Origin of the sequence: Kocuria sp. CPCC 205263 (assembly GCF_040981075.1) — a bacterium.
In the GTDB taxonomy this organism is placed as follows: domain Bacteria; phylum Actinomycetota; class Actinomycetes; order Actinomycetales; family Micrococcaceae; genus Kocuria; species Kocuria rosea.
The window spans coordinates 80,355-96,258 of record NZ_JAVKPV010000003.1 but is presented as its reverse complement, the minus strand read 5'-3'; the positions used below and the strand labels follow the sequence as shown (position 1 = coordinate 96,258).

Here is a 15,904-nt window from a genome sequence, read left to right as displayed (position 1 = left end):
GCCCCGGCTACCAGCACATGATGGCGGTGTCCCCGGACTGTCCTGCCCATGCGAGCCTGACGCGGACGACGTACCGCCTCTCCCGGAAGAGCTTCGCCGACAGGGTGGAGTTGCGGTCCTCCCCGCTGTCGTCGTCGCCGGCGAGGAAGCGCAGCTCTCCGTCGACCTCCTCGAAGAGCACCAGGGTGGTGTCCGCCGTCCCGAAGGTGGCGATCTGGTGCTTCCGCGACAGGTCGGGGGTGATCTCGAAGTCCGCCTGCTGCCCCGGGACCAGGGTCAGGGGCGTGGACCGGAATGGCTCGAGCGTCGGGAGGACGTCCGGCAGGACTGGGTAGAACTTCCGCGCCCAGTCCTGGTCCTTGGCTGACAGGCCGCCCGGAGGGCTGATGCCAGGTTGGTAGCGGGCGGGTTCCTTGATGAGGCCTCCGGGGAAGGAGTACTGCATCACCGAGTCGGGGTCCCAGGTCGAGCCCTCCACCTCGTCCTGGCCCAGTTTGCGCAGGACGTTGTGGTGCGTGGTCTCCGGGGACCAGTGGTTCGGTGCCCCGGCGAAGAACGCGTAGACCTTCGCCTCGTCCCAGACGATCCCGGCGAACGGGTTCTGGTGCTCATGGGGCAGGCCCATCGTGTGGCCGATCTCGTGCAGCGCCGTGGTCCGCCCGTACTCGTCGGTCAGGTCCCAGCCGAAGTTCATGGTCGCGTCCTGGGTGCCGATCGTCAGGACGTCCCTGCCCAGGTAGGACCACGACCCGTCGGCCTGGTCGAAGGAGATCCTGACCTCGGCCTCCCCCGGCTCGTCCACCTCCTGGAATCCGAGGCCGATCTCCAGGTCCTTCCACTCCCGGAAGGCGCTGCGCACCGCCTGGCGCTGAGGCTCGGGGCCCTCCCGGAACGCGTAGCGGAGCACTGTCCCGTTGACCCACTTTTGGGCCATCACCCGGACGAGGCGCTGTCTGATGCCCACCAGCCCCTCCGGGAGGGGACGCACGATGCGCGGCTTGGCAGCACAGTAGGGACGAACTGAGGAATTCATCGTTCTCGGCTCCTGGACAAGCGCCTGTCGTGTGATCTCGAATCCCGCACGTCCCGTTCGGGGTGGCAGGAGGACCCCCGGCAACCGTTCTCCAGCGCTTTCTTGCGGCGTACGGAGAATACCGGCGGAGTGATGTGCATCGACATAATCACGGGTGGGTCGCTCGTCATAGCAGACGGACGTTCCTGTGCTGCGGCTGTGACCATGTGACGCCGAGATGAAGAATTCCGGTGCACGGGTTCGTGCCCTGGTCAGGGCGTGTTTCGGTGTGCTGACGGGAATGCCGGGAATTTCCTCCGACCGCTGATTGTCGTCCGGCGATTTCTTTCCCGTCACACGGGGCCCGATATCGGACAGCCGTTCCGTGCCCGCACGGCATTTGCTGTACTGACCTCGGGGATCGAACCTGCCGAAGGGGCGTGGACAGCATGGAACGGTATGCCGACCTGGTGCTGGAGGGCGGGGGCGTCAAGGGCATCGCCCTGGTCGGGTCCATCGAGGTCCTCGAGGAGCACGGCTACCGCTTCAAACGGGTCGCCGGCACCTCCGCCGGAGCGATCGTCGGGGCCCTGGTCGCCGCCGGCGCACCGGCGACGAAGCTGGTGGACATCATCGGCTCCGTCCAGTACCCGGACTTCCGCGACGGCTCCCGCCTCACGCGCTACACCGCGGGCAAGGCCGCAGGGATCCTCGCCCGCAACGGCATCTACCTCGGCGAGCACCTCCGATCCTGGTTGCAGTCCCAGCTCGACGAGTACGGGGTGCGGACCTTCGCCGACCTGCCCTACACCGACGACGAACGGCCCCCCGCCCCGGAGCGGTCCTACCGGCTGGTGGTCACCGCCTCGGACATCAGCAGGGGCCGGTTGCGCTACCTCCCCTGGGACTACGACGACTTCGGCCGCGACCGGGGCGCCCAGCACGTGGTCGAGGCGGTCCGGGCCTCGATGTCCATCCCGTTCTTCTACCGGCCCGTCCGCTGGGACACCGCCGACGGAAAGAAGGCCTGGCTGGTCGACGGTGGCATGCTCTCCAACTTCCCGATCGCCGCCTTCGACGCCCCGCCGGGCACCGTTCCGAGGTGGCCCACGCTGGGCATCAAGCTCTCGGCCCATCCGGACGCGGTCCAGGGCACGGGGTACCCGATCAAGGGGCCGGTGAGCATGAGCCGGGCCATGCTCAAGACCATGACCGGCTTCTACGACCAGATGCACATCGAGTCCCCCGACGCCCAGGCCCGCACGATCTTCGTCGACACCGGCACCATCCGAGCCACCGACTTCAACCTCACCGACGACGACCGGGACTTCCTCTACCGCAGCGGCCGGGCGGCCGCCGAGAAGTTCCTCGACGGCTCGCCCACCCGACCGCCGTGGGACTTCGACGCCTACATCGCCGCCCACCGCTGAGGCGTGCCAGGGCCTGCCGATGCGGTCGAGCCAGAGTGCTGGCCCCGTCCCGCCCGCCGACCGGAAGCCCGGGCTCACCGGGCCGGCCGTGGGACTCGTTCATCCGGAGGACGGGGAGGCAGTGACGCCGTCCGCGGCGTCCTCCGCCGCAACCTGGGCGTACGACGCCGAGACCCGGCGGTAGACCGGGGTCAGGAAGGCCAGCAGCGCGGCGGCGACCATGACGATGCCGGCCACCAGGAACACCAGGGCGATGCCGCGCGAGGTGCCCTCGCCGAGCAGCGGGGCCAGCTGGACGCTGCCCTCCGCGGACCGCGCGTACGGGATGATCCAGAACTGGGCGATCGGTGCGATGAGGAACGCGGTGACCGGCGCCGCCGCGGACTCGAACGCCATGGCGAAGCCGAAGACACGCCCCTGTCGCTCCAGCGGCACGACCCGCTGGATGACCGTCTGTTCCGCCGCCTCCACGAAGGGGAAGAGCACCATGTATAGCCAGATGCCCAGGACGTACAGCCAGGCCCACTCCCGCACGGTGAACACCGCGCCGAGCACGCCCATCGCCATCACCGCGAACAACATGGTGCGCAACGGATTGGACCCCAGCCCGAACTTGCCGATCAGCGCCCCGCCCACGATGAAGCCGGTGGCGCCGAGCGCGAAGACCGCGCCCCAGATCTCCACGGGGAACATCTCCAGACCGTACGGGTCCATCAGGGCCATGTAGACGCCGCCGATGAAGTTGTTGAACGTCGAGAACAGGATCAGCGCGAACAGCCCGGACACGGCCAGCACGGCGGCGAACGCCCCCCGCAAGTCGAAGCTGCCGTGGGCGTCCGTGGCCGCGGCGCGCACCTCCTCGGGCATGCGCAGGGTCAGCAGGTGCCCGAAGGCCACGGCCGTGAGGGCCACGGCGACCACGACCGTCCAGCCCATGCCCAGCAGTCCGACCGACAGCCCGGAGAGCACCGAGGTCACGATGAACATCAGGCCCTGCACCATGCCCACCAGGCCGTTGGCGTTGGCGCGCCGGTCCGGTTCGATGAGGATCGTGACCGTGGTGGACAGGGCAATGTTGCGCATGTTCTCGACCACCGCCCCGATCAGGACGACCAGGGCGAAGACCCAGATCCACGGGCGGGTCAGGTCCGCCATCGAGGCCGCCGGGGCGAGGAGGAACAGGATGCCCGCCAGCACGAACATCACCAGGGTGAAGGCTGCGGCGAAGCGCATCACGGCGAGCTTGCGGTAGCGGTCCACGAAGGTGCCGAAGCTGATGCTGGAGAGCGCGATGAGCAGCATGTAGGCGCCGCCGACCACCCCGGTGGCGATCACGTTGCGCGTCTCCAGGTACACCCAGAACGTCAGGGCGAACCACAGGTAGCTGGTCGTGATGTTGGCGAGGGCGGTGTTCACCAGGATCCCGGCGAAGGTGCGGGACCGCTGCGCCGGGCTGCGCACCGAGGTGTCCACGGCCTCGGGATCGACCAGCGTCGGCCCCTCGGCGGCATCGATCGGAGCGGACGTGGCGGTCGCGTCCGCGGGAAGTGCCGCACGGCCTGCGGGTGCCGAGGCGGCCCGGGACCGGCCCGGTTCCTGCTCGTTCATGCGGCTCAGTCTAGTGACGGGCGCGGACAGGCTAACGGCTCGGAGCCGACGGCAGAACACCGCCGTGACCGCCCGGCGACCCTCCACCCCTGGGTCCGGCCGAGCACGCCGCACCGGACGATCCCCCGCCGAACAAACCCGCCGTTCCGAGGCCGACGAGCCCGCGCTTCGTGCTGAGGACGCACGAGGATTCCCGCTCGCGCGTGCGCGCGCCGTCATCCGGGGGGCAACGGGTTGACCCCCGGATCCCGTGGCGAAAAACTGGGCACCACGGATGTCGTCGGAGCACACCGGAGGACCACATCATGGGCATCATCCAGGTCGACCTCTTCCTCACCCTCGACGGCGTCTACCAGGCTCCGGGCGGGCCCGACGAGGACCGTGCGGGCGGCTTCGATCTCGGCGGCTGGCAGGGGGCGTACTTCGACGACGAATCGGGCGCGACGATCGGCGCCGGGATCGAGCGCATCGACGCGCTGCTGCTCGGTCGCCGGACCTACGACATCTTCGCCGGCTACTGGCCGGACCACGGCGACGCTGACCCGATCGCCGCGAAGTTCAACACGGTGCCGAAGTTCGTCGTGTCCCGCACGCTGACCGACCCGTCGTGGGAGGGAACCACGGTGCTGACGGAGGTCGCTGCCGAGGTGCGCGCCCTCATGGACCGGTTCGACGAGATCCACGTCATCGGCAGCGGCGACCTCGTGCGCACGCTGCTGAGGGAGGACCTCGTCGACCGGCTGAACCTGCTCCTCTATCCGCTGGTGCTGGGCTCGGGCAAGCGCGTCTTCGGCGACGGCACCGTCCCGGCCGCCTTCACCCTGGCGCAGCCGCCGCGGGCGTTCCCGAAGGGAGCGGTTTCGCTCGTCTACGAGCGGGCCGGCGACCCGGTCACCGGCGTGGACGTCTCCCAGCCGGCGCAGGAAACGACTCCGTGACGCCCTGATCTCCGTATCTCTCTCACCTGCAACCGGGCCTCCGGGTGACCGGTGCCGCCGCCGCGTCGATCACGTGGAGGAAGACATCCAGAGGGATCCGCTATAATGCGGCCGTCCGAACCCGCGAAGAAGGGCCTGGGATGGACGAGCTGGAGGCACGGCGGTACCGGGTGCCGTTGCGGCTGCAGGGTGTGGAAGGCAGGATGGCGACCTTCGTGGTGCCGTCGGAGTTCGCAGAGCACATTGCCTCGGCCACGCCGGCGAAGAACGCATGGACCCGCGATTTCAACACCGGTCTCGTCGGCGGGGTCCGCATCGATCGATCCACCACGCCTCCGACGGTTGTCAGCTATCTCACCCGGCCCTTGAAGCAGGTCGACGTTGCCGGCGAAGGATGGGTGGCGCTGCTCCGGCGTGACACGCGACCCCGTGCCAAGAGGCCCTACCAGTTGGTCTCCGTGACTCGCAGCATCGGTCAGGGCAAGGTCAAGAGCTGGGACGGCGGCCCGGCGCCGGTTCCGGTCCACATTGCCCCGCCCGTGGCCCTGGACGACCGGATCTGATGTTCTGGTGCCACGGGCGCACCACCCAGGAGATCCGGTGGAGGGGGGACGGCGATGCCGAACGAGGAGGTCTTCGTACCTTACGGCCCTACTCACTGGGCTGCTCTGGGCGTCTGCGTCCTCGGGGCTGTGCTCGTGGTGATGCTGGGCCGCCGCCTTCGGGATTCCGCGGCCGAGGTGGTTTTTTCTCGGGCTTTCGCCGCGGTGCTGACCACGTACACGGTGACGATGCTCGTCTACCGGTCGGTGCCGGACAATTTCGACGTCCACATCTCTCTGCCGGTCCATCTCTCGGACCTCGCGTGGATGGTCGCTGTCATCGCCCTGTGGACACGGGCCCGCTGGGCGACGGCGCTCACCTACTACTGGGGACTGACTCTCAACCCGCAGGCCATCCTCACCCCTGCACTCGACTCGCCGGACTTCCCCCACATCGACTTCATCGACCTCTGGGTCCAGCACATCCTGGTCCTCTGGGCCACCCTGTACCTGATCTGGGGACGCGGCGGCCGCATCGCCTGGGGCAGCTACCGCCTGGCCATGATCGTCACCGTCACGTGGGCCATGGCTGCCTTCGGACTCAACAACTGGCTGGGGACCAATTACGGCTTCCTCAACGGCAAGCCGGACAACCCCTCGATCCTCGATCTGTTCGGGCCTTGGCCGTGGTACCTGCTGGTGGAGTTCCTCGTCATCGCCGTGGCCTGGGCGCTCATCACCTGGCCGTGGACGAGCCGGAGGCCGAGCGCGGCCGAGACCCGGGTCGGTGCGGAAGGCTGAGGCAGCACGGCCACAGGCCATCGAGTCCGGCCCACCGGCGCACCAACAAGTGGCCAGCCCCTCGGGGACGGCCCGGCGCAGTGGTGTGTGGGTTCTCGCCCATAGCGAGAAGTGCGAGTTGCTCGTCGCCGGTGAAGTGACGCCGACGAGCGTCGCAGTGCCCATCCTTCACCCCTGCCGAATGGCAGGCCTGTGTTCCGTTCCCGCCCCCCCCATCGCGAAGCCTCGCCGTGTCCGTCTGCGGGACCCCTCGGACCGGATGCGCCCGTCGGGTTCCACAAGTGTCGCAACGAACGCTGTAGCGGGCCCAGAAGTCGAGTTCACTGTTCGTCAGGACGGCCGCGGCCCGCAGGGAGTCCTCCTCGGGGACAGAGCCGTGCCCCCAGGATCCGTGCGGGAAGATCGCTTCGGCGCTCCAGGGCCCGGGAATTGTCCCAAAGATCGCGGCACAGCCCTGCGTGATCGACGCCGTCCTGGCCATGGGACCCCACGACGGGGCGTGGACCGCAGTGGATCCGGTGTGGCTCGCAACAGTCAGGCGTACGCTACGGGACCTCGTGTCGCTGATCGAGAAGGGGAAGCGCCACTTCGTCCACCCGGATGGTGAGGACGTTCGCGGTGAACTCACCGAAATGGACGTGGCAGCGTGAAGCAGACAGCCTTCGACGCGTCCCGCTCCCATGAGCAGGCCGCGCTCTATCTGCAATAGCACCTCGACCACATCGCCATGCAAAGGAGACTGAAACACGGGTAGGTGACGTTGATGATGGAAGCGTCTTCATCATCGGCGCGTGTGACTCTGTAGGCAATTGACAGCCAGCAGCGCTTGTCATCCAGTTGATCCGCCCGCGGGCCGGTGTCGAGGGTACCAGCTCCTACGGCGCCGGCCTGGCCCGGTACCTCATGAGCCAAGGGGTCGAGATCCGCGAGGTCGTCCGGCCCCGACGGGCCCGACGCCGGCACGGGAAGTCCGATCCGATCGATGCCTACGCCGCCGCTGCGCAGGCTCTGGCCCAATCGGATACCCTGCCGATGACCAAGACAGGGGAGGGGGTCATCGAGCAGATCCGTGTGCTGCTGGGCGTGCGGCGCAGCGCGATCAAGGCCCGCGTCGCGGTGATCCGCCGAATCCAAGTCCATGCTGATCACCGCGCTCGAGGCGATCAGGACCCGCGGGGAGGGGCTGAACGGGCGCTTCCTGGTCAAGGCCTTGGCCTCCACCCGTCCGGGGCCAGCCACCGGAGCGGTGACCACAGCCACCGGTCACGCCCTGCGTCGACTCGCACGCCGGCACCAGTACCTCACCGTCGAGATCACCGAGCTCGAGGACGATCTGCGTGTCCTCGTCGGCCGTGCAGCGCTGGCGATGATCGCGAGAAGGGGATACGGAGTGATCACCACCGCGACCCTGTTGGTCACCGCCGGGGCCAACCCCGAGCGGCTGTAACGCGGAAGGCACTTTCGCCGCGCTGTGCGGGGCCTCACCGATCCCGGCGTCGTCGGGGAAAACGAACCGGTACCGCCTCAACCGCGGCGGGGACCGGCAAGCGAACGGACTCCGCACCAGATCGCCCTGGTGCGCCTGTCCAACGACGAACACACGAGGGGCTGTGCGGGGCGATTGCGTGCCAACGGGAAGTCGATGAAGGACGTCCTGCGGTGCCTCAAACGTGTGATCGCTCGGGAGGCATTCCACCTCATCGTCCACCCCGAACCGGTGCCTGCGACCGAGGACCTTCGAGACCTCCGGCACCAGCGAGCAGCCCCCCTGACCCAGGCTGCGATGAGCATCGGAGCAGAACCAACCCGGCTGAGCCAACTCGAACGCGGCAAACGCCCCAACGCGGAACTAGCCACCGCCTACCGGGCCTGGCTCACCGCCGCTTGACACGCATAGGAGCATCATGTGTCACCTATCGGTGCGGCCATCCTAATTCACTTTGCGTTTGTTCATTATGCCACCGCAGGTACTGATCCAAAAGGTATTGATTCAAAGCGGGTAAGTGAAAAATCACAGTCACAGAGCCAACCGGACTGTCAGCCGCCTCTTATCAATGGCTACAGTTACATCATGGATCGGATTGTTCCCGCCGGCGGACCTCGCGGTGTTCCTCGTCGCCCGTAGGGCTGCGCCCACGGAGATGTACGCCCACACGGAGCATTCGTCGCCTGTGGACGACGAATTCTCAGTGGTCGGCGACGCGCCGATACGGATTCTGGTGCGAGCATTCGTTGACGTCCAGGATGACCCGAGCCGGCGACCCAGAGGGGAACGCCCTGTTGCGGGGGTCGCTGTGACTCATTCGACGCGGTGCGTGGGCCGATTGTCGAGGAGGGTTTGCAGAGCTTTGCAACGCGTCCTAGGGGCCCTTGGTGCCGGATATTCCACAATACGTCCCGTGACCGGTCGTTTCATCACTGCTCCTGATTTCGCAAAAGCAACAAAGCCACCGCGATACGCGCTTTCCTCTTCCCCGATGCGGGTCGCTTCGGGGACTTATTGACACATCCGGAAGGGGACGCCTGCAATGACGCATATTCCCACGGACAGGCTCCGCAAGGTCCTGAGGAACTCTTCTCGCCTCCCCATTCCCCTGGGCATAGTCGCCGCGATGACTCTGACAGGGGCAGTCGCTCCCGCCCCATCCCCCTCGGACACGCTCTACAGCCGCACGGAAGGGACCAAGGCCGCGCTCGTACGGATCGAACTCCGTGCGGTCGCCGAGATCGCCCACGTTGACCACACCACCGGTGAGGTAGAGATCGACCGCGGCCGGTCCACCGTGCCCCTGGGGTCCGCCACCGGTGTGATGACCTCCGCGGACGGTATCGTGGCCACGACCTGGGAGAACCTTGACGTGGACGAGGACGCAGTGGCCGTGTATGCCGGAAACGAGCTCTTCGCCACAGAGATGCGTGTGCCGATCCTCGGAAACGACGGAGATCCGGCTCGCCGGGGCTACACGACTGATCCCTACTGGGCACCGCACCTGCAGCACTGCTATGACCAGGTGACGCACTGCATCCTCTTCCACGTCCCGCAATACCACGTGCGCACCTATACCGCCGAGTCCGGTGGCGTGAATGCCGAGCTGCTCAACGCCCCGTCCGATCCCGGAGACGTGGCGCTACTGCGGATCAGCGGCGGTGGCGGAGCTCCTACCGCCCAGCTCGCCGCGTCCGACGCGGTGCCCGACGCGGACACTGCGCTCCTCGGCTTTACCGAAAGGCCGACGACCGAGGCCGGCCCGGCGGAGATCCCGTCGTCGGTGGACACGGCGGCCGGCCGCATTGAATCACCGGATGAACTGGCCCCGCCGTTGGACGCCGGCGTCTCCGGAGGCCCGGTGGTCGATCGGACGACCGGTCAGATCATCGGTCTTGCAGGGCCTCTCGAGCAGGACGGATCGGCGACGTTCGTGCCGGCCGCGGACATCCAAGCAGCGATGGAGGAGGAGGGCGTAGAGGCGTCGTCATCGAAATTCGATGCCGTGTTCCGTAGGGGCATCGACCACCTCTCGGCCGGTAATCCGGACGGATCAGTAAGCGCTCTCGAGGAGGCCCTGACGTACTACGAATCCGCCCTTGCCAAAGGTCACCTCGATCAGGCCCGCGCCATAGCGGACGAGCAGGCGATCAGTGATCCGGATGGGGGCACTGCGGACAGGAGCCCGCAGGGTTCACTGCGAGCCGCTTTCCTGCCCGTCCTCGCCGGAATCCTGCTCCTCGCGGGCATCGCCGTCGCCACCGTCATGCGTCGCCGGGGCCGGTCCCGGTCGGGCCCGGCCGGCGGCAACAGCGCCTCAGCCACCGGAAATCCCCCAGGCCGCTCCGGGCCAGGCCCCACCGGCGGCAACAGCGCCTCAGCCACCGGAAATCCCCCAGGCCGCTCCGGGCCAGGCCCCACCGGCGGCAACAGCGCCTCAGCCACCGGAAATCCCCCAGGCCGCTCCGGGCCAGGCCCCACCGGCGGCAACAGCGCCTCAGCCACCGGAAATCCCCCAGGCCGCTCCGGGCCAGGCCCCACCGGCGGCAACAGCGCCTCAGCCACCGGAAATCGCCGGGCATCTGCCTCTGCCGTGGCGGCGTCGTCGGTGATCCAGGCCTCGAAGGACCAGCCCAGCGGCAACGAGGAGATGCCTGCGCGGTCGGCAGCGGCAGGGATGGAGCGTGAGCAGACAGGTGGCCGAGCACCGCATAGTCGCGAGCGGTCGGAGTCGACCACCTGGACGCGGTCCGCTGAGTACCATGTGCCGGGCGAGCCGCACTCCCCCGCGCCTTCAGGGGAAGCACCATCGGCTCCGGATGCGGATGTGCAGGCGACCCCGACGTCGAATGGCAAGGAGGGACACGCAGCGGGCCACGTACCACCCCGCGCCGGCGGCGGATTCACCCCGGGGTTCTGCACCCAGTGCGGCCGGTCGTTGTCACAGGGAGCTCGCTTCTGTGCCTACTGCGGTCATCCGGTTGGCTGAGCCGTGGAGCGCCGGCAGGACTACCTTGATCCCGAGACCGAGATCGCCGGTTACCGGATCCAGTCGCTGATTGCCCGCGGCGGCATGGGCGTCGTCTACCGGGCGTTCGACATCCAGCTTAACCGCCCCGTCGCCCTCAAGCTCCTCGCCCCTGAGCTTTCGGCCAACGAGAAGTTCCGACAGCGGTTCATCCGCGAATCAAAGCTTGCCGCCTCCGTCGACCATCCCAATATCTTGCCGATCTACGGCGCTGGAGAGTGGTCGGGACTGCTGTACATTGCCATGCGCTACGTGCGCGGCACAGATTTGAAAGCGGAGATCGACGTCCGAGGCCCGCTGTCGCTCACCGAGGCGTTGCGAATCCTCACAGAAGTCGCCGATGCCCTTGATGCCGCGCACGCGGCCGGACTCGTCCATCGAGACGTCAAGCCCGGCAACGTCCTGCTCTCCGAGGATCGGGTGGACGGTCACCGGCACGTCTACCTCACCGACTTCGGCCTCACCAAGCGCACCACTTCCGCCACTGGTGTCACGACGGCAGGTCACTTCCTCGGCACCCTGGACTACGTCGCACCCGAGCAAATTCGTGGTGAGGATGTCGATGGTCGGGTGGATGTGTATGCCTTGGCGTGTCTGGCGTACACGCTGTTCACCGGCCACCCGCCGTTCGAGCACGACGACGATTCCGCGCAGCTGTGGGCGCACGTGGCCGAGGAGCCACCACGCCTGTCCAGGGAACGACCAGACATCCCCATCAGCGTCGAACTCGCCATCGTCGCCGGCATGGCCAAACAACGCGACGACCGACCACCCACGTGCGGTGCGCTCGTGGCGATGATGTCCGACGACGCGTTCACCGGCGGTCCACCGCCGTGGGCGTTCCCAACGGACGATGCGGACAGCGAGATCGGACCTGTTGCCGCCCTACCGGACGATGAGGGCACCGACGACGCCTCCGCCGCTGCACGTTTCTTCCGCGCCTCAGGACGGCATACCGACCCCTCGCGTGCCGCTGGCCCTGCCCATCGACGCACCGGGTCCGGTCGCTGGGAAGAGGCCCCTCGGCGGAGACGTGCCAGGTGGCTGGTGGCACTGAGTGCTGTGGTCGTCCTCCTCTGCGCCGCCGGCCTGCTGTTCTCGCCGATGCTCCCGTGGAACAAGCCTGTGCCATTCCGAGCTGAAGGCGTCCCCTTCACACTCAATGTCCCTCACAACTGGGGGCACCGCACCAGCGGGACAGGTGACAGCACCGTCAGCGTGTTGTCCGAGTACGACCTCACAGCACTTTTCGCCGATCAACCGGGCGCTCCGGCTCTTGCCGCGGAGCAGGTCGCCGAGGATCCATCCAGCGTGGTCGGGGTCGCCGTCTACCACGGTGGAGCGGGCCGGAGCGGTCAATCTGCATCTGCCAACCTCGTCACTGCCGAGGCACTTCTGCCCGGCGGTGACGCGACACTCAGGGACCAGGGCGAGGCCACCGTGGGGAATGTCAAGGGACAGCGCATGGAAGGGACGATCCCCCTGTCAGACACCGCCACGCTGCAGGTCCGAGTTTTCGTCGTGGAGACCGACCCGGTCGGGTTTCTCGTGTTCTTCGCCCCCGTGAAGTTGTTCGACGAACACCGAGAAATCTTCGACGAGGTCGCCGACTCCCTGCGCCGGAAGGAATGAATGACATGCTCTGCCCGGCCATCTGCCGCCGCCGTTCCCCCGGGCGGCGCTGAGCATGCATCGGAGCAAGCGCATGTCCAGTGTCCACCCGATAGAGGAGAATCCGATGGCCAGGGACACCAGGCGGACGTCGAACTCGAGGGGGAGCAGATCGGCCCCGATCAGATCCGCCACTCGTACGGTGACAGCAATGATGCGGCTGACCGACGATCACAGCGCAACGGCGCCACGGTCACGGGGGGACCGAGCATTGGGCGGTCGGGAGCGCGTCCCTTGGAGGAACTCGTGCAGTCATGCTGACACCGCGGACGCCCCCGACCGTTCTCCGGCGATGTGCTGCTAAGCAGGGCCCGGAGTGACAAGATTCGGTGTGGCAGCACGCCGGGGGCAGTGACACGGCGGACAAACCCGCGCAATCGGTGCGCCCAAGACCATTCATGAGCCAGGCGATCCAGTGTGCCTACCGCAGCACTTGCGGACACCTTCTGCCGTCAGCGGACCTCCGTGACGGAAGTTTATGACCTCCTGCACGGCTCTGCTCCCCAGCAGATCGAGAAACGCGTTGTCTGTGGCATGTGTTTCCGACGTCGGCTCGGTGGGTGATATCAGATCCGGCTCCTTTCGAAGAGCATCCGCCAGTCCCGGCCAGCGAGTCTCGATGATCGTCCACAGGGCCAGGGTGTCAGGGTCCACGACATGACCTTCGAGAATAGTGACTGTTTGTAGCATCGAATACGTATTGATAAAGCGTTTTGTCGTGCGAGGATTGAAGCTCAGAAGGGCGGAGAACCGCTCGAGGCTGTGCTCGATCCCTTTTTGCACCTCCGGTTCGGTCAACCTGTCGACAACCTTCTCCACGAGATGGGGCCGCACCTCGAGCGGAGTGCTCTTGTATATGGTTGTGATTTCGGCAGAGGAGGTGGTCGTGTCCAGGTAATGGCTGACGGTCCTCACCGCCTTGGCGATCTCAGCCGTCCGCGGAGAATCCTGAACCTTTCCCCGCAACAATGCTTGGAGGTACTTCTTCCCATAGGACGGGTCCACGCTCGGCATTGACACGCGAAGCTGGAACAGTTTGTCGGTGAAGAGGTATCCCAGTGGGCGGCCGGGCTCGGCAACGCTTCCACTGAAGTCTTCGAAGACCTTTTCATAACTCTTCCGTATCCAGGCGCCGTCCGCGGCGACGATCAAGTAGACCGATGGATGCCGACGTCCTGTTCTGTCGGAGGAAAAGGGTACCTCGGACCGCAACGGGTCTCTCACCAGGGTCTGCACCGCTTCCAGCAGGTCCACGACGTACGAATGTTTGCAGCGATCGAGATCGTCGATGAAAAAGACAATTGGCCTTCTGGTGCGTCGCATGATCCACGAGAAGTGCTCGGACACGTTCTGCATGGGATTTCCGTCCGACTGCTCGAACAGTCGGGCCCCACGAGCGGAGTCCCAGAGAAGAAAGCGGCTCGCCAGGAGGGAACCGAGCCACAGAGTCGTTCCGGCAGCCACCAGGACGCTGACCGCCTTGCCCATTTCCGCAATGTCCTGCAAGTTGAGTCTGGGCCGATCGAACAAGTTGTAGATGGCAACACTCATCGCGAAGAGGAAAACCAATGCGAGCGCATATGGTGCGCCGCTGGTGCGCGTGCGATGCGCGACCTCGAGAAGTCGCACTCCTATTCTTTTCCACCAGGGAGTGTGCTCGACGTACGCGTTCCTCAGGCTGGTGAGCAGTGACCACCACGGGGGGCCGATGCCTTCCTCCCTCCATGCGTTGAACGGAACAGTCAACCATGCCTGCTCCAGCTCCTTGCGCACCAGGCTGATCAGGGTGCTCTTCCCGCTGCCCCAAGGACCGTCGATCTGGATCAGGAAGGAGGTCTCCGACCTTCCCGCGTGCACGGCCCTCAACTTCTTCACTATTGCCCTCGCCAGGGCTTGTCGATTCAACAGGTCTATTGACGAGGGTGCGTCCGGCACGAAGCCGACATGATCCGCAAGGCCTTCGGCATCCTGAAGATCTTCGACGAGGGCGGGCGTCTCGGTGCCGGCAACCGCGTGAGGTTCGAAAAGTGGAGGATCATTGTGCGTTCGATCGAGAATTGTATCGATCTGATCTTTCACTCGGCGGTCCAGATCGCTCCGCTCGGAAAAAGTCGTGAGCAGCCTCCGAGCCTCCTTGCTGTTCTCAAGATCGCCCGACAGACTTCGTATCGTGTTCACGAGGTCAACCTGCTGCTCGTAGGACAGTCGCGGTTGGCGTATTCTGTGCCCCAATTCCAGGAGATAGCTGATTGGCGCCTCCGGAGGTGAGGGCAGAGGTGTTGGGAGCGGCGGAGCGGGGGGCAACTCGGAGAGAGCTTTGTCCAGTTGGATCAGCGCCAGCGGATTGTTGGTCAGATCCAGGATCTGCAGTCCGGCAAACTCCGAGGGCAGGTCCATGACCTCCATTTCGGCCACCATCACGGGGACGATAGGTTTGCCAAGTCTTTGCGCATACCAACGTTCACGAGCAGCGGCATCCGACGAGACCAGATGCGGCGAAAGAGCCACAACCATCGCGTCACACTCACGAATGCTTCGCAGGATTTCACCCCACCGAGGCACATCGGCCGAAATCTCTTCGCCGTTCCACACGTCATGGCCTATGAGCGCAATTCCTTTGAGCAGGGGTTGGAGTGTCTCACCGTCATTGCGGGAGGTCGACAGGTAAAGACGCCGCTGCTTTTCTTGTGGTCGAGAGGCGTTTTGCTCGTTGCCCATGATTCCCCCACTGGTCGGTGGGAGAATCCTAGAGCGATGTGGTGCCACTGCATAGAGGGGACGCTCGGCACGTGACTGAGTGAGGGACCAGTTCATGCACATCGACACACGCCCCCGTACGCCTGGCCGACGAGGACTCGTGCTCTTCACCGTGACAGCCGGAAGGCTCAGGAGTCGATGGTGCTTCGTTCCTCGGTGTTCGTACCATGGCCCTGGAGCCTTTCCGTGAGTCGTTGCATTGACAAACCCAAGCTTTACGAGGGCGAAGGTATGGTTGTTCGTGTCGGACGCAGGGCTGGGGCAATCGCGCCTCCAGGAATAGGATCCGATGATCATGATCGATGCTCACGAATAACAGTGAGGGGTCCGCGGCGGCCGAGACCATCCGGACAGATTCGGGTGAGCTCCAGGACGAGACAGATCTGATACTGCAGTCGCGGCGGGACCGCCCTGATTTCCTCTGACTCTCGGGGTCTGTGGTCTTCAATCGGTTTCGAGACCGTGATTGACGGTCTTGCACTCGCCCTGCGTGAGGCGACCGGGACGGCGTAGCCGGAGCCCGCGATGGGGACTTCTCGATGTAGATCACCATCGCCGGCCGCAGATCCTCCCGGACGCGCCATCGCTGCCGGTCCAGGATGTTTTTCCGGAGCAGGGCGAAAACGATGCC

Annotated in this window: 12 protein-coding genes and 1 pseudogene; 10 read left to right on the top strand and 3 right to left on the bottom strand. The window is 66.0% G+C overall.

The annotated features are described in order from the left end of the window. Positions 1-7: 7 nt before the first annotated feature. On the bottom strand, positions 8-964 hold the full coding sequence (locus RF647_RS05185; protein WP_368810789.1) for a M12 family metallopeptidase: 957 nt from the start codon (positions 962-964) through the stop codon (positions 8-10). A gap of 497 nt (positions 965-1,461) precedes the next feature. Here RF647_RS05185 and RF647_RS05180 point away from each other — a divergent pair, with 497 nt between their 5' ends. Next, positions 1,462-2,442, top strand: a complete 981-nt coding sequence (locus RF647_RS05180; protein WP_368810788.1) for a patatin-like phospholipase family protein — start codon at positions 1,462-1,464, stop codon at positions 2,440-2,442. 99 nt (positions 2,443-2,541) lie between these two features. Here the strand turns inward: RF647_RS05180 and RF647_RS05175 are convergent, their stop codons facing one another. Continuing rightward, positions 2,542-4,050 (bottom strand): MFS transporter, encoded by a 1,509-nt coding sequence (locus tag RF647_RS05175; protein ID WP_368810787.1) that lies wholly within the window; start codon positions 4,048-4,050, stop codon positions 2,542-2,544. A gap of 305 nt (positions 4,051-4,355) precedes the next feature. On the opposite strand from RF647_RS05175, the gene RF647_RS05170 reads away from it, so the two are divergent. The 9 genes and pseudogenes from RF647_RS05170 (at position 4,356) to RF647_RS05130 (ending at position 12,477) form a co-directional block, all read left to right on the top strand. Beyond that, entirely contained in the window at positions 4,356-4,988 is a 633-nt protein-coding gene (locus RF647_RS05170; protein ID WP_368810786.1) for a dihydrofolate reductase family protein, read from the top strand. 140 nt (positions 4,989-5,128) lie between these two features. Continuing rightward, positions 5,129-5,551: a hypothetical protein gene (locus tag RF647_RS05165; RefSeq protein WP_368810785.1), complete on the top strand. Its 423-nt coding sequence runs from the start codon at positions 5,129-5,131 to the stop codon at positions 5,549-5,551. A gap of 54 nt (positions 5,552-5,605) precedes the next feature. Beyond that, positions 5,606-6,331, top strand: coding sequence for a TIGR02206 family membrane protein (locus tag RF647_RS05160; protein ID WP_368810784.1), 726 nt, complete (start codon positions 5,606-5,608; stop codon positions 6,329-6,331). 458 nt (positions 6,332-6,789) lie between these two features. Beyond that, a complete protein-coding gene (locus tag RF647_RS05155) occupies positions 6,790-6,981 on the top strand; it encodes a hypothetical protein (protein ID WP_368810783.1) in 192 nt (63 codons plus the stop codon). Positions 6,982-7,234: 253 nt separating this feature from the next. Beyond that, positions 7,235-7,411: pseudogene (locus RF647_RS05150) on the top strand (IS110 family transposase); the annotation flags it as partial. Between the two features lie 58 nt (positions 7,412-7,469). Further along, a complete protein-coding gene (locus RF647_RS05145) occupies positions 7,470-7,778 on the top strand; it encodes a hypothetical protein (RefSeq protein ID WP_368810782.1) in 309 nt (102 codons plus the stop codon). 22 nt (positions 7,779-7,800) lie between these two features. Then, on the top strand, positions 7,801-7,977 hold the full coding sequence (locus tag RF647_RS05140; protein ID WP_368811119.1) for a hypothetical protein: 177 nt from the start codon (positions 7,801-7,803) through the stop codon (positions 7,975-7,977). A 966-nt stretch (positions 7,978-8,943) separates the two neighbouring features. Next, complete coding sequence (locus tag RF647_RS05135) at positions 8,944-10,806, top strand: zinc-ribbon domain-containing protein (protein WP_368810781.1); 1,863 nt, start codon at positions 8,944-8,946, stop codon at positions 10,804-10,806. A 3-nt stretch (positions 10,807-10,809) separates the two neighbouring features. Then, positions 10,810-12,477 (top strand): serine/threonine-protein kinase, encoded by a 1,668-nt coding sequence (locus RF647_RS05130; protein WP_368810780.1) that lies wholly within the window; start codon positions 10,810-10,812, stop codon positions 12,475-12,477. Positions 12,478-12,912: 435 nt separating this feature from the next. On the opposite strand, the gene RF647_RS05125 is transcribed toward RF647_RS05130, so the two are convergent. After that, positions 12,913-15,234 (bottom strand): P-loop NTPase fold protein, encoded by a 2,322-nt coding sequence (locus RF647_RS05125; protein ID WP_368810779.1) that lies wholly within the window; start codon positions 15,232-15,234, stop codon positions 12,913-12,915. Positions 15,235-15,904: the final 670 nt, after the last annotated feature.

Coding starts and splice junctions, on each gene's coding strand:
- RF647_RS05180 (WP_368810788.1), top strand. CDS start 1,462: ATGGAACGGTATGCCGACCTGGTGCTGGAGGGCGGGGGCGTCAAGGGC.
- RF647_RS05175 (WP_368810787.1), bottom strand. CDS start 4,050: ATGAACGAGCAGGAACCGGGCCGGTCCCGGGCCGCCTCGGCACCCGCA.
- RF647_RS05170 (WP_368810786.1), top strand. CDS start 4,356: ATGGGCATCATCCAGGTCGACCTCTTCCTCACCCTCGACGGCGTCTAC.
- RF647_RS05165 (WP_368810785.1), top strand. CDS start 5,129: ATGGACGAGCTGGAGGCACGGCGGTACCGGGTGCCGTTGCGGCTGCAG.
- RF647_RS05160 (WP_368810784.1), top strand. CDS start 5,606: ATGCCGAACGAGGAGGTCTTCGTACCTTACGGCCCTACTCACTGGGCT.
- RF647_RS05145 (WP_368810782.1), top strand. CDS start 7,470: ATGCTGATCACCGCGCTCGAGGCGATCAGGACCCGCGGGGAGGGGCTG.
- RF647_RS05135 (WP_368810781.1), top strand. CDS start 8,944: ATGACTCTGACAGGGGCAGTCGCTCCCGCCCCATCCCCCTCGGACACG.
- RF647_RS05125 (WP_368810779.1), bottom strand. CDS start 15,234: ATGGGCAACGAGCAAAACGCCTCTCGACCACAAGAAAAGCAGCGGCGT.